Raw genomic sequence first — 17,722 nt, 5'->3', positions numbered from 1 at the left:
CCGCTGGGCCCCGAAGGGCATTCGCTACGGGCCGCCCGCTTCCGCCCGCCCGGGGCGGGCGGGTCAGCAGGGACCGAGCGGGAGGACGTCCACGACGGCGTCGGCGGGCACTTCGGTGGTGTCCTCGGGGATGACGATCAGGGCGTCGGCGTGCGCCATGGCCTTGATGAGGTGGGAGCCGGTGCCGCCGACGGGGGTGACCGTGCCGGCCACCGGGTCGTGGGCGCCGCGCAGGAACTGCCGCTTGCCGCGGGGCGAGGAGCCGAGCGACGCGGTGACGCGGGCGGGGACGGGGCGGCGGTGCACCTCGGGGTGGCCCATGAGCGTGCGGATGACCGGGCGGACGAACAGTTCGAAGGAGACGTAGGAGCTGACCGGGTTGCCGGGCAGGGCGAGCAGCGGGATGCGGTCGGGCCCGATCAGGCCGAAGCCCTGCGGCTTGCCGGGCTGCATGGCGAGCTTGCGGAACTCGACCCGGCCCTCGTCGGTGCCGAGGCCGGCCAGGGTCTCCTTGACCACGTCGTAGGCGCCGACGCTGACGCCGCCGCTGGTGACCAGGACGTCGGCGCGGGCGTACTGGTCCTCCAGTGTGGCGCGCAGCGTCTCCGCGTCGTCGGCGACGGCGCCGACGCGGTAGGCGAGCGCGCCGGCCGCGCGGGCGGCGGCGGTGAGCTGGAAGCTGTTGGAGTCGTGGATCTGGCCGGGGCCCAACGGCTCGCCGGGCTGGACCAGTTCGCTGCCGGTGGAGAGCACCACGACCCGGGGGCGGCGGTGGACCGTGACGGTGTCCAGGCCGAGGGCGGCGAGCAGGCCGAGCTGGGTGGGGCCGAGGACAGTGCCGGCGGACAGGGCCGGCTCGCCGGTCCGGGCGTCGCTGCCGGCCCGGCGGACGTGGGCGCCGGCGTCGGCCGGGCGGTGCACCCGGACCTCGCCGCCGGCGTCCTGCGGAGCGTGGCTGTGGGCGCGCATGGTGGCAGCCGGCCCCTGGCCGGTGCCGCCGTCGGTCCACTCGACGGGGACCACCGCGTCGGCGCCGGGCGGCACCGGGGCGCCGGTCATGATGCGGGCGGCGTGGCCGGGCTCGACGGTGGGGAGTTCCCCGCTGCCGGCGGCGACGTCGCCGATGACGGTGAGGGTGACCGGGGAGCCTTCGGTGGCGGCCGCGACGTCGGCGGCGCGGACCGCGTAGCCGTCCATGGAGCTGTTGTCGAACGGCGGCAGCGGCAGCGGCACGGTGAGGTCCTCGGCGAGGACGCAGCCCTGGGCGTCGAGGAGTTGCCGGCTGACCGGGGCCGGCAGTTGGAGCTTGGCCAGGATGTCGTCGAGGTGGTCGGCCACCGACCAGACGCGGTCAGAGTGGTGGGCCTGATCGGTGGTGCCGTTCAACGTCCTACATCTCCTCGGTGACGTAACTGCGCAGCCAGGCCCGGAAGTCGGGGCCCAGGTCCTCACGTTCGCATGCCAGTCTGACAATGGCACGCAGGTAGTCACCGCGGTCGCCGGTGTCATAGCGGCGGCCCTTGAAGACCACGCCGTGCACCGGGCCGCCCAGTTCGGGGTGGGCGGCCAGGACCTGGAGGGCGTCGGTGAGCTGGATCTCGCCGCCGCGGCCGGGGTCGGTCTTGCGCAGCACCTCGAAGACGGCCGGGTCGAGGATGTAGCGGCCGATGATCGCGAGGTTGCTGGGCGCCTCGGCCGGCTCGGGCTTCTCGATCAGGTCGGAGACGGTGACCACGTCGTCGTCTCCGGTGGGAGCGGCGGCCGCGCAGCCGTAGAGGTGGATGTTGGCCGGATCCACCTCCATCAAGGCGATAACCGATCCCCCGTGCTCCTCGCGGACCTCGATCATCCGGCGCAGCAGGGGGTCGCGGGGGTCGATGAGGTCGTCGCCGAGGAGGACCGCGAAGGGCTGGTCGCCGACGTGCGGCGCGGCGCAGAGCACGGCATGGCCGAGGCCCTTGGGGTTGCCCTGGCGGACGTAGTGGATGGTGGCCAGGTCGCTGGACTCCTGGACCTTCGCGAGCCGGGACCCGTCGCCCTTGCGGTGCAGGGCCTCTTCCAGCTCGTAGTTGCGGTCGAAGTGGTCTTCCAGCGGGCGTTTGTTCCGACCGGTCACCATGAGGACGTCGGTGAGTCCGGCCCCGGCCGCTTCCTCCACCACGTACTGGATGGCGGGCTTGTCGACGACCGGCAGCATTTCCTTGGGCGTGGCCTTGGTCGCCGGCAGGAACCGGGTGCCGAGCCCTGCTGCCGGGATGACAGCCTTGCTGATCCGTGCGTGCGATGGGGTCATGCGCGCCACCCTAACCGGCCCGCACGGACCGATGATGAGCGTCCGGTTAAGAGATCATGAGAGCCCGAGCGAGGCCCACGATGAGCGTTGAGCACGAGGAAAAGCGCAGGTTGCGGCGGGATCTCCAGGAGGTGAGGAGAGCGTTGCCGACCGATGTCGTCGCGGCTCGGGGCGCCGCGCTGGCCCGCCGGGTGCGGGAGCTGGACGAGTTGCGGGCGGCGGCTCCGGCGGCGGATGCCGAGAGCCCCGCACCGGCCGCGCCGACCGTTGCCGCGTACGTGTCGATCGGCGGGGAGCCGGACACCCGGGCCCTGCTCGACGCGCTGCGGACGGCCGGGGTGCGGGTGCTGCTCCCGGTGCTGCTGCCGGACAACGATCTGGACTGGGCCGTATACGAGGGCCCCGAGCATCTGGTGCCCGCCGCCTGGGGGCTGCGGGAGCCGGACGGACCGCGGCTGACTCCGGAGGCGGTGACGGGGGCGGACGTGGTGCTGCTGCCGGGGCTGGCGGTGGACCGGACCGGGCTGCGACTGGGCCGGGGCGGCGGCTCCTACGACCGGGTGCTGGCCCGGCTGGAGCGGTCCGACCGGCGGACGGCGCTGGTGGTGCTGCTCTACGACGACGAGGTGGTGGACGCGGTCCCCGCCGAGCCGCACGACCGCCGGGTGCACGCCGCGGTGACCCCGTCGGGGGTGCACCGCTTCCGGCACTGACCGGAGCCCCGCGGGACGGTGTTTCACGTGAAACGCCGTCGGGCGGGCCGGAGGTGTCCGGCCCGCCCGATGCGGTGGTGCTTCTGCCGTCCGTTACGGCGACAGGGTCAGGGTGTCCTTCCCGGCCTTCTTCACCGCGTCCTCGCTGAACGCCCAGGGCAGCAGCTCGCCCTTGGCCCACTTGTCGGTCTGGTCGTAGTAGTGGGCTTCGTAGGCGTGCCCGGAGGCGCCGGTGAGGTTGATCCAGCGGGACTTGTCGAGGTCGGCGAGGTTGACCACCATCCGCATGGACGGGACCCAGGTGACCTTGTAGCCGCCGGCGGCGTTCCAACCGGTGGCGTCGACCGCGGCCTCACCGCCGCCGAGGTTCCACGGCCCGCGGTTGAGCAGGCTCTGGAGGAAGCCCGGGCCCTCCTTGCCGAGGGTCTGGTTGGTGAGGTCCATCTGGTGCAGGCGGCCCCAGGCCCAGTTGTCGATGTTCTTGCCCAGCTTGGACGTCAGCTCGTAGCGGGCGTCCTTCATGGCCTGGGCGAGGAGCTGGTCGCGGTTCTTCAGGCCGGGGTGGCCGGGCCGGTCCTCGGTGTGCCACCAGGCGTTGTTCGGGTCGTCGAGGATGTTCCGGACGACCTCGTACCAACGGTCGCCGCCGTCGGGCTGGGCGGTGTCACCGGACCGCTCGCCGCACTCGCGGACCAGCTTGTCCTGGGCGTCGGCCGGGCCGGTGTCGCTGGCCGGGCGGACGTAGAGGCACTGGCCCTGGACCCGCAGCTCCTTGGGCATCTTGTTGCCGAAGGCGAGCTTGAGGGTGTTGCGCCAGACCGCGTTGAAGTAGGCGGCCGCGGCGGAGTCCGGCTCCTGGGTGAAGTCCCAGCCGTTGAGCAGCTGCTGGGCGTCGCGGACGTACTTGTCCTTGATGTCGATCTTCGTCAGGTAGGGCGTCAGCAGCCGGGCGATCTCGCTGCTGTTGTCGCTCTGGAACGACTGCATGTCGTCGGTGGAGACCTTGCCGCCGTCCTTGATCTTGGACTCGATCAGGTCGGTGATCCGCTGGCTGCGGGCGCCGTAGCCCCAGTCCTTGGTGATCAGGAACGGGTACTTGGCGTTGGTGACGGCCTGGTTGGCGGTGACGATGAAACCGCGCTTGGGGTTGTACTCGTACGGCAGGGCGCTCTGCGGGATGGTGCCCTTCCACTGGTAGGCCGGGTCCCAGCCGGGCGCCGGGTAGGTGCCGTCGCCCTTCCCGCGGATCGGGATGGTGCCGGGGGCCTGGTAGCCGATGTTGCCCTTGGTGTCGGCGTAGATGAGGTTCTGCGAGGGGACCTCGAAGTCGGCCGCGGCCTTGCGGAAGCTGGTCCAGTCCTTGGCGCGGTTGAGCTCGAAGACGGCGTCCATGGACTTGCCGGGGGTCAGCGCGGTCCAGCGCAGGGAGACGGCGTAGCCGTCGCCGCGGTCGGGGGCGCCGTTGGTGACCGGGGCGTCCTTGCCGACGCCGGCCAGCTCGTCGTCGCGGTCGGAGACGATCGGACCGTTGTTGGTGGACCGGACGGTGATCTTGCGGCTCTCGCCGCCGGCGACCTTGATGGTCTCCTGGCGGGTGAGGAACGGCTTCTGCTTGCCGTCGTAGAGGTAGCCGTCGGCGTTGATCTTCTCCAGGTAGAGGTCGGTGACGTCGGCGCCCAGGTTGGTCATGCCCCAGGAGATGTCCTGGTTGTGGCCGATTATGACGCCGGGCATCCCGGAGAAGGTGAAGCCGGCCACGTTGTAGTTGCACTTGGGGCCGATGGTGCGGCAGTGCAGGCCCATCTGGTACCAGAGCGAGGGCATCTGCGGAGCCAGGTGCGGGTCGTTGGCGAGCAGCGGCTTGCCGGTGGTGGTGTGCTCCCCGGAGACGACCCAGGAATTGGAGCCGATGCCGTTGCCGTTGGGGCCGAGCAGCGCCGGGACCTGTCCGAGGGTCTTGGAGAGCGAGGAGAGCTGCGCCTGGACGCCGGCGGTGGCGTTGCGCGTGGTCCCGGTGCCCGTACCGGTTCCCGTGCCCGTACCGGTGCCGGTCCCCGTGCCGGTGCCGGTTCCCGTACCCGTGCCCACACCGGTACCCGTGCCGGTGTTGCCGTCGCCCTTGGGGTCGAACTCCTTGGTGGCCGGGTCGACGCTGCCGCCGTCGACGATCGGCCGGTTCCGCTGGTACGGGTACTCCGGGTACAGCTGGGCGATCTGCTGCGGGGTGAACCGACTGGTCATCAGGGACCGGTCGATCTCTTCCTGCATGTTGCCGCGCAGGTCCCAGGCCATCGCCTTGAGCCAGGCCACCGAGTCGACCGGGGTCCAGGGCGCGGGCTTGTAGTCGTTGGTGAAACCGAGCGCGGCGTACTCCAGGGAGAGCGCCGAACCCTGGTGGTCCTTGAGGTAGGCGTTGACACCGGCGGAGTACGCCTGGAGGTATTTCTTCGTGCTGGCCGAGAGCTTGGTGTCGTATTCCTTCTGCGCCACCTCGTGCCACCCGAGGGTGCGCAGGAACTCGTCCGTCTTGACCTGGCTCTTGCCGAACATCTCGGAGAGCCGGCCGGCCGTCATGTGGCGGCGGACGTCCATCTCCCAGAAGCGGTCCTGCGCCTGCACGTAGCCCTGGGCCCGGAAGAGGTCCTCGTCGGTGTCGGCGTAGATCTGCGGAATGCCGTTGGCGTCACGGACGACGTCCACCGGGTCGGTCAGGCCCGGAAGTTTGAGCGATCCCGTGGTTTCCGGGAAGGAGGCGCGCACGGTGCTGACGCCCCAGTACGCGCCGAAGCCGATGCCCGCCACGAGCAGCAGCACGACCGTGAGGGCGACGAGGCGGCCTCGCCGCCCTCTCTTCTTTTTGGGGGCTGGACCGGTCTTGTTGGCGGGCATCTCTGTCCTTCGAGGGGCAGGGTGGGAGTGCTGGAGCAACCATAGGCGCACCGGTTTGCCGACCCCTACGCGGAGTCACCACCGAGCACATTAAACTTTCAAGCAATGGTAAATTGTTAGGGTCAGTAACTAGATACGGTAAGGACAACCAGCCCATCCCGACCAAGGCGCGTGGAAGGATCAGCTCCTGACTGTCGAACACCTCAACGAACTCCTGCTGATCTGCTCACTCGTACTGCTCATCGCGGTGGCCGCAGTACGACTCTCCTCGCGCAGCGGGCTCCCCAGCCTGCTCATCTACTTGGGGATAGGCATCGCGATAGGGCAGGACGGCGTCGGCGGCGTCATCTTCGACAACGCCGAACTGACCCAACTCCTCGGCTACGCCGCACTGGTGGTGATCCTCGCCGAAGGCGGCCTGGGCACCAAGTGGAAGGAGATCAAACCGGCCCTCCCACGGGCCGCGGTGCTGTCCACGTTCGGCGTCGCGGTGAGCGTGGGAGTCACCGCGGCCGGCGCGCACTACCTCGCCGGCCTCGAATGGCGCCAAGCTCTGCTGATCGGCGCGGTGGTGTCGTCCACGGACGCCGCGGCGGTCTTCTCGGTGCTGCGCAGCGTGCCGCTGCCGGCCCGGCTGACCGGCATCCTGGAAGCCGAATCCGGCTTCAACGACGCCCCGGTGGTCATCCTCGTCGTGGCCTTCTCCACCGCCGGCCCGGCCGAACACTGGTACGTACTGCTCGGCGAGATAGCGCTGGAACTGGCGATCGGCGCCGCCGTCGGCCTGGCCATCGGCTGGCTGGGCGCGTACGGGATGCGGCACGTGGCGCTGCCCGCCTCCGGCCTCTACCCGATCGCGGTGATGGCCATCGCGGTCTCCGCGTACGCGGCCGGCGCGCTGGCGCACGGCTCCGGCTTCCTCGCCGTCTACCTGGCCGCGGTCATCCTCGGCAACGCCAAACTCCCGCACGCCCCGGCCACCCGCGGCTTCGCCGAGGGGCTCGGCTGGATCGGGCAGATCGGCATGTTCGTCCTGCTCGGCCTGCTGGTCACCCCGCACAACCTGCTCGACGACATCGTGCCGGCGCTGCTCATCGGCATGATCCTCACGCTGGTCGCCCGCCCGCTGTCGGTCTTCACCTCGCTGCTGCCCTTCCGGGTGCCGTGGCAGGAGAAGGCCCTGCTGTCCTGGGCCGGGCTGCGCGGCGCGGTGCCGATCGTGCTGGCCACCATCCCGATGGTGAGCGACGTCCCCGGCAGCGAGACGGTCTTCAACATCGTCTTCGTGCTGGTCGTGGTCTACACCCTCATCCAGGGCCCGACGCTGCCGTGGCTGGCCCGCCGGCTCCAGTTGGGCGAGGGCGAGGAGGCCGCCGACCTGGGCATCGAGTCGGCGCCGCTGGAACGGCTGCGCGGGCACCTGCTGTCCACGTTGATAGGCCCCACCTCCCGGATGCACGGCGTGGAGGTCGGCGAGCTGCGGATGCCGGCGGGCGCCGCGGTCACCCTCGTCGTGCGGGACGGCACCAGCTTCGTGCCGTCCCCCACCACGGTGCTGCGCCACGGCGACGAACTGCTGGTGGTCGCCACCGACCCGGTGCGGGACGCGGCCGAGCGGCGGCTCCAGGCGGTGTCCCAGGGCGGCAAGCTGGCCGGCTGGCTGGGAACCGGTGCGGAACGGACCGGTGCGCAACGGCGCCCCCAGGAAGGGGCGGCGGAGCGCGGACGGCGACGCGGGGTCGGTTGACCCGACGGGCGGCGGGCCCGCCCCGCTTGCCCGGCCGAGCGTCGTATGTGCGCTATCTCTCCACCGATAGCAAGGAAATCCGCGGGAAGCCCTGGTTAATCCCAGGGCTTCTTTGCCTTTTGCCTGTACAATCGAGAAAGAAATTTGTACGGATCACGAACCAACTCTGCCTGACGCAGAGCTGGCGCGACCGCTCGGCGGCCGCGGTCCCCTGCCACACGCAGCCACCCCTTTCGGTGCGGACCACGCGGTATCACTCGGTCCTGCGCGAGAGGACAGCTCTCGGCGCTCAACCGGGACGACCTCTCGGCGCAGCGCTACCAGGCAGTAGAAAGGCCCGGCCGTGGCATCCGCGGTCAAGGACCCCCGTCCCGGTTACGGACAACTGTTGCGCACGCCCAGCGCGTGGACCTTCCTGTTGCCCGGCTTCCTGGCCCGACAGCCGTTCGCCATGCTGACCATCGGCATCGTCCTGCTCGTCCAGTCCACCACCGGCTCCTACGGCACCGCCGGCGCGGTCTCCGCCGCCACCGGCGTCTCGATGGCGCTCTTCGCCCCGCAGGGCGGCAAGCTCGCCGACCGCTTCGGCCAGCGCGCCGTGCTCATCCCCGGCGTCCTGGTCCACGTCGCCGGCGTCTCGGCACTGATCGTCCTGGCCCTCGCGCACGCCCCCCTGTGGGCGCTGCTCGCCGTGGCCGTCCCCACCGGCGCCTCGACGCCGCAGGTCGGCCCGATGGTGCGGGCCCGCTGGGCGGCCAAGCTGGGCGGCACCCCGCTGATGCCCACCGCCGCCGCCTTCGAGTCGGTGACCGACGAGTTCACCTTCGTCGTCGGCCCGGTCCTGGCCACCGCGCTGTGCACCGGCATCCACCCGGCCGCCGGCCTGATCGCCGAGGCCGTGCTGTCGCTGGCCGGCGGTCTGCTGTTCGCCTCCCAGCGACGCACCCAGCCGCCCGTCCACCGGGGCGGGTCCGACGCCCACCCCCGCGTCTCGGCCCTGTCCATCCCCGGCGTGCGCGTCCTGATCGTGGCGTTCCTCGGCATCGGTTCGGTCTTCGGCGGCATGCAGGTCTCGCTGACCGCGCTGACCGAGAGCATCGGCCAGCCCGGCCTCAACGGCGTGCTCTACGGGGTCTTCGCGGGCGGCAACATGCTCGCCGGCATCGCCTGCGGCGCCATCGCCTGGAAGATCGGCCCCCGCCGCCGCCTGCTCGTCGCCTACGGGCTGCTGGCCCTGGCCACCACCCCGCTGTGGGCGGTGACCGCGCTGCCGCTGCTGGGCGCCGTCGGCCTGGTCGTCGGCCTGTGCATCGCCCCCGCGCTGATCACCGGCTACACCCTCGTCGAGTCGCTGGTCCCGGCCGCCGCCCGGACCGAGGCGTTCACCTGGCTGACCGGTGCGGTCGCCCTCGGCCAGGCCGCCGCGGCCACCTCCGCCGGCCAACTGGCGGACCGCTTCGGCCCGAGCTCCGGCTTCCTAGTGCCGCTGGCCGGCACCGCGCTGGCCCTGGTGGTCCTGCTGAGCCTGCGGGCCCATCTGATGCCCCGCACGTCCACGGTCGTCACCGGGTCGGCGGAGGCCGCCGGCACCCCCGCCGACGAGCGCGAACGCGAGCTGAGCCACGCCTGAACGGGCGCCCTGGCGGGTCCGCGCACCGGCGTGGAGTCGGTCACCGTGCGACGTTCACGGTGGACTGGCGCGCGGGAATACTGCAAGATGGAGCGTCGTTAGCACTCAATGAGTGAGAGTGCCAGGAGGAAGTCAAGTGCCGACCTACCAGTACCAGTGCACCGCGTGCGGCGAGGGCCTTGAGGCCGTGCAGAAGTTCACCGACGACGCGCTCACCGAGTGCCCCAGCTGCAACGGACGCCTCAAGAAGGTGTTCTCGGCGGTCGGCATCGTCTTCAAGGGCTCCGGCTTCTACCGCAACGACAGCCGCGGCTCGTCGTCCAGCAGCAGCCCCGCCAGCAACTCCTCGACGCCGTCGAACGGCTCGTCGTCGAGCAGCTCCACCCCCTCGACGTCGACGCCCTCCACTTCGTCCTCGTCTTCGTCCTCGTCCTCCGACGGCGCTTCGAAGTCGTCGACCCCGGCGAGCTCCGGCTCGGCCGCCTGACCCGCGGCAGCAGCCCGGCGCGCGACGCCACCGGCAACGGGACTCCAGGCCCCGCCTCCCCACCAGGGACGGCGGGGCCCGTCGCATCCCGGCCGGGGCGTGCGGACCGAGCCCTCCGGCCCGGAGCCGAGCAGCGCGCCACGTGCCCGGCCCCGCGGGCTCCGACGGTTCCGGTGACCCGGCAGCGGACCGCCGCCACGCCCCGATAGTGTGACCGCATGGCTGAGGCGGAGATTGGCGTTATCGGCGGGTCGGGCTTCTACTCCTTCCTGGACGACGTGACCGAGGTCACTGTGGACACGCCCTACGGGCCTCCCAGCGACTCCCTGTTCCTCGGCAAGATCGCCGGCCGCTCGGTCGCGTTCCTGCCCCGGCACGGCCGCGGCCACCACCTCGCGCCGCACCGCATCAACTACCGCGCCAACCTCTGGGCCCTGCGCTCCCTCGGCGTGCGGCAGGTCCTCGGCCCGAGCGCGGTCGGCGGGCTGCGCCCCGAGTACGGCCCGGGCACGCTGCTGGTCCCCGATCAACTCGTGGACCGCACCAAGTCCCGCGTCCAGACCTACTTCGACGGCGAACCGCTTCCGGACGGCAGCGTGCCCAACGTCGTCCACCTCACCTTCGCGGACCCGTACTGCGCCACCGGCCGCGTCGCCGCCCTGGGCGCCGCCCGCGGCCGGGACTGGGAGCCGGTCGACGGCGGCACCCTCGTGGTGATCGAGGGCCCGCGCTTCTCCACCCGCGCCGAGTCGCGCTGGCACGCCGCGCAGGGCTGGTCGGTGGTCGGCATGACCGGCCACCCCGAAGCCGTCCTGGCCCGCGAACTGAGCCTCTGCTACACCTCGTTGACGCTGGTCACCGACCTGGACGCGGGCACCGAGACCGGCGAGGGCGTCTCCCACGAGGAGGTCCTGAAGGTCTTCGGCGAGAACATCAGCCGGCTCCGCGAGGTCCTCTTCGACACCGTCGCCGCACTGCCCGCCAACGAGGACCGCGCCTGCCGGTGCACCGACGCGCACCAGGGCTGGGACCTGGGCATCGAGCTGCCGTAGGCGCGGGAGCAGCGCCGGGGCGGGGACGGCTCGAACGCCCCTGTCGGGTGACGGAGTTGTCCACAACCGCAGGTTCGTCCACAGGCCGGAGCGGGCCGCCGCGTCATGCGGCACGGTGGTGAGCGCGGGGCCGAACGCCGGTCCCGCTTCGCACCACAGGCGGTGACGACCATGCCCCACTCCTCCGCGCCCTTCCCTCCGAAGCCCGGGACGCCCGTTTCCCCGCCGGCCTCGCCGACCCCGCCGACCCCGCTGGCTCCTCTGACTCCTCTGACTCCTCTGACTCCTCTGACTCCTCTGACTCCTCTGACGGCTGCGACCGCTGCGACGGTCTCGTTACCCCCGACGATCCCGACCATCCCGACGGACCCGTCGATCCCGTCGATCCCGGTCCTGCCCGCTCCCCCGCGGTGTGAAGTGCCGCACTTCGCCCCCGTCCGCGCGGGCGGTGTCGGCCCCACCCGATGGCACGGGGCGGCACGGCGGCGGCTGCTAACCGTCGCCCTGGCAACGACCGCCGCAGCACTGGCCACCGGCCTGTCGCAGGGTCCGGCGCGCACCGCGTCCGCGCCCACCGGCTGCCCCGCCGCGACGGCCTCAGGGGGGCGATGACCATGACGAAGCGGGGGCAAGATCGAGTGGCGTCCACCGATCGGGCGCGCGAGACTTCTGCGAGTGGCGGGGCACCTGCCGCACGCCGCACCTGCCGGCGTGCCCGCACCACCGATACCGAAGCCGCTATCGGCACCGCCGCACCAATCGCCGCCGCACGGGCCCTGCCGAGCGGCCGGATCCGCCGCCGACCGGTGGCTCCCGGTCCCCGCCCGGCCGCCCGGCCGCCCCGTACGAGCCGCCTCCGGCACGGCCCGGTCCCCGGGATCCGTCGTACCAGTACGGAAATCCGCACTGACGCTCTGGTCGATCGCCGGTTCGGGTTGCGCGATTGGACACCTCCGCCCCGCCCTGCCGTAAGTTGCGGTGCTGATTGTCGGTGCACCGTCCAAAGCAAGCGTGGAAAGAGGCTGTCAGGTGAGCGAGAACAAGAGCGTCCTTCAGGGGTTCAAGGACTTCCTGATGCGCGGCAACGTCATCGAACTCGCGGTGGCGGTCGTCGTCGGTGCGGCGTTCACGAGCATCGTCAACGCGGTGGTCAAGGGCGTCATCAACCCGATCGTCGGTGCGTTCGGCTCGCAGAACCTCGACAACTACCAGACCTGCCTCTCCACGTGCTCGGTGGACAAGAAGACCGGCCTGTACGTGGACGGCATCTACGTCCTGTGGGGCTCGGTGCTCAGTGCGGCGCTGACCTTCCTGATCACCGCGGGCGTCGTCTACTTCCTCATGATCCTTCCGATGAACAAGTGGAAGGCCCGCCAGGACGCCAAGAAGTCGGCCGACGACGCGGCGGCGCCGGCCCCGACCGAGATCGAGCTGCTCACCGAGATCCGCGACGCCCTGATCGCCCAGCGCAACGGCACCGCGGCCACTCCGGGAGCGGCCGCGGCGGCGGCGATCATCACGCAGAAGACCCAGCAGACGCAGCAGACGCAGCAGTAGCGAGCGCTACGGACGGCCGAAGCCGCCCCCTCGCCTCGCTCAGAGGTGGTGGGGCGGCTTCTCGTCCAAGAAGCGGGCGAGGTCGGCGGCGCTGTCCGTGCTGGCGGCGCGCTCGCCCCAGCCGCGATCGGTGTCGTCCGAGGACTGCTGGCTCAACGGGTCGTCGAAGATCAGGGCGGCGGCGCTCCTCGGCGCCGGCCGCGCGGTGACGGCGGGCTCGCTGCCGGCCGGCGCCGCGGGGGCCTCGGCCTGGGCGACGGGCCCTTCGGGCGCGGTCGGCTCCGGAGCCTCGGCCGGGACGACGGCGTCGGGCGTCGGGCTCGGGTCGCCGGTTCGGGCGCCCCGGCCGCCCCGGGCGGTCGGCTCGGGCTCGGCGGGGGGCTGGGACGTGGTGCTCACCCCTTCAGGGTACGGGCGGACACCGCGCTTGCCCGGCGCAGCGGGTCGTTGATGACGCCGTGCTTGCGGCGGCCGGGCGGAGGGCCGGCGGGGCGGGGGCCGGCGGAGCTGACGGGGCCCGCGGAGCTGCGGAGTGGTGTGGCTGCGGGGGGGGCTGCGGGGGGCTGCGGGGCGGTGTGGCTGCGGGGCGGCGTCCGGTCAACCGGTGGGCGGTTGAGCACCGTCCGGGCCAGCGGCTTCCGGTGGGTCGGTGGCTGGTTCGGCGGTGGTGGGCGGGGGCGACGGCCGGGCCTAGGTGCTCCGGCTGCCGTTCTCGTGGGTGGGTATCGGGTGGGCCCGGTGCGCGTCCTGCGGGCGCGTGGGCGGACCGTGCTCGGCGCAGCCCCGCCCGCGCGCCCGCCCGCGCGCAGAACCGGGGAGGGAGAGGGGGACGGGGTGGGGGTGGGGGCGGGGGTGGGGGTGATGGCCCCGGGCTTCACTCTTCGGCATGGCTACCCGGCTTCCGTACGGGGGCGGGAAGGCCCACGCTAGGAGCGCTCGCGGGACCCGGCCCGCTGGGTGGCGCATCGGGGTGGGGGGTGCGGGGTCGCGTTCCGTGGCGGCCGGTGTCTGGGATGCCTGGGCTCACCGGACGCGTCCCGTGGGGGCTGATGCCTGGGATGTCCGCGCCCACCATGGCGTTCCGTGGAGGCTGACGCCTGGGATGTCCGCGCCCACCGTGCAGTTCCGTCGGCGCGGGTTCCGTTTCCGCCGGAGCGGGCCGGGGCGGACGCGTGCGCAGGCCGGGCGGGCGTGTGCCTGATTCCGAATGAGTGCCCGTGTCAGGACGAGCGCCCGATTCCGGGTGAGTGGCCGGGGCCGGACGAGGACCGGGAGCCGGACCAGTACCCAGGTCCGGGCGGCTGGAGCCAACTGCCCTGGGTGCCCTAGGTGCCCGAGTTGCCCGAGTTCGGGCAGCTGGGGCTGACGGCCGGGGCGAACCGCCCGAGGAATCCGGGCCCGGGATGCCTTGCCGCGGTACGGGCGGGGCCTGATGGGATGGGTGATCACCGTGTTGCCGGGGCGGGCGGGGCGGGGCGGCGCGCTCGTGGGGAGGTGTGTCGGGCCGTGGGGGCGTGACGCGGGCCGCGGTGGGTGCCGCGGCCCGTAGCGCGTGGGTCAGTCGGTGGCGAGGGCCTCGTGCCACCACTTGTCGCGGCCGGGTTTCCAGGAGACCGGGCGGGAGCAGCGGTTCACCACCAGGACGGTGTGCGGCAGGCCGCCGGCGGTGGCGGTGCGCGCCAGCGCGTGGTCGAGTACCGGCTTCACCGGCCGGATGGCGCCGTCCCAGAACGCCGCGTCCGCGGTGATCAGCACCCGGATCCCCGTCTCCCGTATGCGCGCGGCCAGTTCGGGGACGGTCAGCGAGACCGGCAGCGTGGTGCGTATCGCCTCCAGGCGACCGCAGGCGAGCGTGGCGATCACCGATTCGGGGACCAGCGGCAGGTGGACCGCGACCCGGTCGCCGGCGCGCACCCCGTAACGGGCGAGTGCGGCGGCCGCGCGGTCGGCCTGTTCCAGGAGCATGCCGTGCGTCAGCTCCTCCAGACGGCCCGGCTCCCCGCTCCAGGTGAGGGCGATCTGCGACGCATCCGGCTCTTGCACTTCCGGGGCGTCATCTGCATGCTCTGAGATCACACGGCGCAACATGCGCATCAGCATGAGGACCAGCGATCAACGATCGCTGAACGTCCGCTGTACGGCCCCTCGGAGGCCGTGCGGCTCTACGGGGCGAGTGCCGGGCCCCTTCTCGCACCCCGCACGGTAGCGCGGCCCGTTCCCGCCTCTATCTGCCCCGGTCCGGTGCGCTTCACCCCTCTCTCTCTTCTCTCTCTTCTCCTTCCTTCCGTGGTTCTTCGTCCGGTGTGTTGAGAGGCGGGTCGTCGGCTCCATGTCCGTACCTCCTGTGAACGGTGTTCGTCCCCCGGTTCGTTGGGCGCAGGCGGCGTTGGCCGTCGGGGCGTTCTGTGTCCAGTTGGACTCCTTCGCGCTGAATCCGGCGCTGCCCGTCGTCCGGGCCGATCTGCGGGGTTCGCCGGCCGTGGTGCCGTGGGTGGTCAGCGGCTACCTGCTCGCCGCGGGGGCGCTGATGCCGGCGGCCGGGCGGCTGGCCGACCTCTACGGGCGGCGGCGGATGCTGACGCTCGGAGCAGTGCTCTTCGGTGTGAGCGCTGCTCTGTGCGCGCTGGCGCCGACGCTGCCGTTCCTGGTGGCGGCGCGGGTGGCGCAGGGCGTCGGCGGCGCGTTGATCATGCCGTCGGGGTTGGCACTGCTCACCAACGCCTCCCCGCCGGGGCAGGGGCGGCGGGCGACCGGGCGGGCCTTGGGCCTGGCCGGCGCGGCCACCGTCTGCGGTCCGCTCCTCGGGGGCGTGCTGGCCCAATCGGCTTCCTGGCGGGCCGTGTTCTGGCTGACGGTGCCGTTCGCCGCGGCCACGGCGTGGTGGGCCCGCAGGGCGGACGAGTCCCGGGACGCGTCGGCCGCGCAGTCGCCCTTGGACGTGGCGGGCGCGTGGACGGCGACCGGCGTCCTGCTGTGCCTGGCGCGGTGGCTGGAGCACGTCGGCGGCTGGGGTTGGGCGGTGGGCGCGGCGCTGCTGGGCGCGCTGTTCGTCCGGGCCGAACGGCGCGCCCCCGCACCGCTGGTGGACCTCGCGTTGTTCCGGAACCTGCCCTACGTGACGCTGACCGCGGCCGGGGCCGTCGCCAACGCGGCGACGGTGGCACTGCTCTACGTCCTGCCGTCGACGCTCCAACAGGGGCACGGGTGGGATGCGTTGGGTGCGGGGGTCGCGTTCTCGGCGCCGGCCGCGGCGCTGGCCGTCGGGGGGCCGGTGGCCGGGCGGGTGCGTCCCGGGGCGGCCGTGCCGGTGATGGCCTCGTGCCTGGCCGGCGCCGGGGGCGCGCTGTGGGTGGCCGGGGCCGCGACGGCCCCGTCGGTCCTGGTGGTGGCCTCGACGGGCGCCGCGGTGGCGTTGGGGGTGGCGGGCGGGCTGGCCCTCACCGGGACCCAGGCGGTGGTCCGTCGGGAACGCGCCGGGGAGGCTTCGGGCGTCACGAAGTCCGTCCTGACGGTGACGGCGGGGCTGGGGTTGGCCCTCACGGGGGCGGGGGCCGGGGGTGCTGTGGGTGGCGCGGGTGCTGGTGGCCTGGTGGGGCCCGACGGCGCCGGTGACCTCGTGGGGCGGACGGCCGGTGGCGGGGTGCTGCCCTCTCTGGCGCTCCCGGCGGTGGGGTGCCTGCTGGGGGCCGTGCTGGCGGCGGCGGTGGCGGTCGTGACGGTGGTGCCGGGGCGCCGCGCCGCGGGCCGCGGCCGGGGCAGGCGGCGGGGGCGGGGATGAGGCGTGGGCGTGGGGGAGGGCCGGGGCCCTCCCCCACGGGTCAGGCGGGGACGGGCACCGGGCAGCCGCCGGAGACGTCGCTGACGTCGTCGAAGCCGCGCGCCTCCAGGAGGGCCGCGGCGATCACCGAGCGGTTGCCGCTGCGGCAGTAGAGGACGACCGGGCGGGCCGGGTCCAGCTCGCCGATCCGGTCCAGCAGGGCGGCCAACGGGATGTTGCGGGCGCCGGGCAGGGCGCCCGCCGCGTATTCGGCCGGGTTGCGGACGTCGATCAACTGGACGCCGTCCGCCGGGTCCAGGGGCAGCCGTTCGAGCAGGTCGGCCAGGCGCAGGCGGGTGCTGCGGCGGGTGCGTTCCGGGGCGTCCGCCAGGACGCCGGCCAGGTCCGGGAGGTGGCCGAGGACCCGGTCGTAGCCGATGCGGGCGAGCCGCAGGCGGGCCTCGTGCTCCGTCCCGGGGGCGGCCAGGAGCACGATCGGGGTGCCGGGGGCCACCACGCTGCCGGCGTACTCCGCGAACCGGGTGTCCAGGCCGACGTGCAGCGAACCGGCCAGGTGGGCGCGGGCGTAGTCGGCGGCCGGCCGGCAGTCGAGGAGGGCGGCGCCCTGCTGGTCGCGGGCGGTGAGCGCCTCGGCCAGGGTGAGCGGGGCCGGTGGTGCGGGGTCCCGTAGGGGGTGGCCGTCGCGGTTGAGGGCCGCGTCGTGGGCGAAGTAGCCGGGGGCGGTGGGTTGTTCGGCGGTGACGAGCCGGACGAAGGCGTCCTCGGTCATGGGCTGGAGTGCGTAGTTGAGGCGGCGTTGGTCGCCGATGGTGGAACTGGTCTCGGTGGAGATGCTGCGGCCGCAGGCCGAGCCGGCGCCGTGGGCGGGGAAGATCCGGGTCGTGTCGGGGAGGGTGAGCAGTTTGGTGTGCAGGGAGCGGTAGAGGCGTGCGGCCATGTCCTTAGGGGTGTGGCCGGCGGCGGAGAGCAGGTCGGGGCGGCCGACGTCGCCGACGAACAGGGTGTCGCCGGTCAGGACGCCGAACGGCGCCTCGTCGTCGGGGTTCTCGCGGACGACCAGGCAGAGGGATTCCAGGGTGTGCCCGGGGGTGGCGAGGACGGTGAGGGTGACGCCGGATTCCGTTCCCTGCGCCGTCCCGGATTCCGTTCCCGTCGCCGTGCCGGGCTCGGTCCCCGGGGCCGCGTCGGACGGCTCGCGGGGTGCGGCGCCCAGGCAGATGCGTTCGCCGTCCCGTAACCGCCGGATGGGGAAGCCGGTTTCGGCGGCGGCGCCGAAGGCGATCTCGGCGCCGGTCGCCCGGGCCACCTCCAGGTGTCCGGAGAGGAAGTCGGCGTGGATGTGCGTCTCGATGACGAGTTCGATGCGCAGGCCGGCCGCTTCGGCGTCGGCCAGGTACGCGTCGATGTCCCGGCGCGGGTCGACGAGGACGGCGCGTCCGGTGGTCTGATCGCCGATCAGGTACGACGCCTGGGACAGGCAGTCGAGGTAGTACTGCGCGAAGTGCACGGTCGGGCCTCCAGGGGTGCGCGGCGCCCGTGCGCGGTTCGGCTCGCTCGGGCTGGGAGCGTGGACGGC

The 17,722-nt window shown here is 72.8% G+C and carries 12 protein-coding genes and 1 pseudogene; 7 read left to right on the top strand and 6 right to left on the bottom strand.

Annotated features, from left to right (window positions below):
• Nucleotides 1–63 precede the first annotated feature (63 nt).
• Both glp and galU read right to left on the bottom strand, forming a co-directional pair.
• Nucleotides 64–1,386, bottom strand: coding sequence for a gephyrin-like molybdotransferase Glp (glp, locus tag ACJ6WD_RS28755; RefSeq protein WP_233658695.1), 1,323 nt, complete (start codon nt 1,384–1,386; stop codon nt 64–66).
• 4 nt (nt 1,387–1,390) lie between these two features.
• On the bottom strand, nt 1,391–2,293 hold the full coding sequence (galU, locus tag ACJ6WD_RS28750) for a UTP--glucose-1-phosphate uridylyltransferase GalU (protein WP_233658696.1): 903 nt from the start codon (nt 2,291–2,293) through the stop codon (nt 1,391–1,393).
• 80 nt (nt 2,294–2,373) lie between these two features.
• Between galU and ACJ6WD_RS28745 the strand changes: the two genes are divergently transcribed.
• Nucleotides 2,374–3,006 carry a 5-formyltetrahydrofolate cyclo-ligase gene (locus ACJ6WD_RS28745; RefSeq protein ID WP_267952840.1) on the top strand — a complete coding sequence of 211 codons (633 nt, stop codon included), beginning with the start codon at nt 2,374–2,376 and terminating at the stop codon, nt 3,004–3,006.
• A 93-nt stretch (nt 3,007–3,099) separates the two neighbouring features.
• Here the strand turns inward: ACJ6WD_RS28745 and ACJ6WD_RS28740 are convergent, their stop codons facing one another.
• Complete coding sequence (locus ACJ6WD_RS28740; protein WP_407616804.1) at nt 3,100–5,895, bottom strand: penicillin acylase family protein; 2,796 nt, start codon at nt 5,893–5,895, stop codon at nt 3,100–3,102.
• 187 nt (nt 5,896–6,082) lie between these two features.
• Here ACJ6WD_RS28740 and ACJ6WD_RS28735 point away from each other — a divergent pair, with 187 nt between their 5' ends.
• The 5 genes from ACJ6WD_RS28735 to mscL all read left to right on the top strand — a co-directional run bounded on the left by ACJ6WD_RS28735 (nt 6,083) and on the right by mscL (nt 12,368).
• Entirely contained in the window at nt 6,083–7,642 is a 1,560-nt protein-coding gene (locus ACJ6WD_RS28735) for a potassium/proton antiporter (RefSeq protein ID WP_233658922.1), read from the top strand.
• Nucleotides 7,643–7,985: 343 nt separating this feature from the next.
• Nucleotides 7,986–9,272 (top strand): MFS transporter, encoded by a 1,287-nt coding sequence (locus ACJ6WD_RS28730; RefSeq protein ID WP_331249999.1) that lies wholly within the window; start codon nt 7,986–7,988, stop codon nt 9,270–9,272.
• Nucleotides 9,273–9,408: 136 nt separating this feature from the next.
• Nucleotides 9,409–9,759: an FmdB family zinc ribbon protein gene (locus ACJ6WD_RS28725; RefSeq protein WP_331250000.1), complete on the top strand. Its 351-nt coding sequence runs from the start codon at nt 9,409–9,411 to the stop codon at nt 9,757–9,759.
• A gap of 218 nt (nt 9,760–9,977) precedes the next feature.
• Nucleotides 9,978–10,811: an S-methyl-5'-thioadenosine phosphorylase gene (locus ACJ6WD_RS28720; RefSeq protein ID WP_233658701.1), complete on the top strand. Its 834-nt coding sequence runs from the start codon at nt 9,978–9,980 to the stop codon at nt 10,809–10,811.
• A gap of 1,029 nt (nt 10,812–11,840) precedes the next feature.
• Nucleotides 11,841–12,368, top strand: coding sequence for a large conductance mechanosensitive channel protein MscL (mscL, locus tag ACJ6WD_RS28715; protein ID WP_233658702.1), 528 nt, complete (start codon nt 11,841–11,843; stop codon nt 12,366–12,368).
• A gap of 39 nt (nt 12,369–12,407) precedes the next feature.
• Here the strand turns inward: mscL and ACJ6WD_RS28710 are convergent.
• Both ACJ6WD_RS28710 and ACJ6WD_RS28705 read right to left on the bottom strand, forming a co-directional pair.
• Nucleotides 12,408–12,620, bottom strand: a pseudogene (locus tag ACJ6WD_RS28710) (hypothetical protein); the annotation flags it as partial.
• 1,305 nt (nt 12,621–13,925) lie between these two features.
• On the bottom strand, nt 13,926–14,411 hold the full coding sequence (locus tag ACJ6WD_RS28705; RefSeq protein WP_016574400.1) for an AMP-binding protein: 486 nt from the start codon (nt 14,409–14,411) through the stop codon (nt 13,926–13,928).
• A 370-nt stretch (nt 14,412–14,781) separates the two neighbouring features.
• Here ACJ6WD_RS28705 and ACJ6WD_RS28700 point away from each other — a divergent pair, with 370 nt between their 5' ends.
• Nucleotides 14,782–16,146 carry an MFS transporter gene (locus ACJ6WD_RS28700; RefSeq protein WP_407616803.1) on the top strand — a complete coding sequence of 455 codons (1,365 nt, stop codon included), beginning with the start codon at nt 14,782–14,784 and terminating at the stop codon, nt 16,144–16,146.
• A gap of 40 nt (nt 16,147–16,186) precedes the next feature.
• Here the strand turns inward: ACJ6WD_RS28700 and ACJ6WD_RS28695 are convergent, their stop codons facing one another.
• Complete coding sequence (locus ACJ6WD_RS28695) at nt 16,187–17,653, bottom strand: rhodanese-like domain-containing protein (protein WP_407616802.1); 1,467 nt, start codon at nt 17,651–17,653, stop codon at nt 16,187–16,189.
• Nucleotides 17,654–17,722 lie beyond the last annotated feature (69 nt).

Source organism: Streptomyces sp. VTCC 41912, from assembly GCF_045799175.1.
In the GTDB taxonomy this organism is placed as follows: Bacteria; Actinomycetota; Actinomycetes; order Streptomycetales; family Streptomycetaceae; genus Streptomyces; species Streptomyces albulus_C.
The sequence above is the reverse complement of the archived record's forward strand: the minus strand, read 5'-3'. Positions and strand labels throughout refer to the sequence as shown.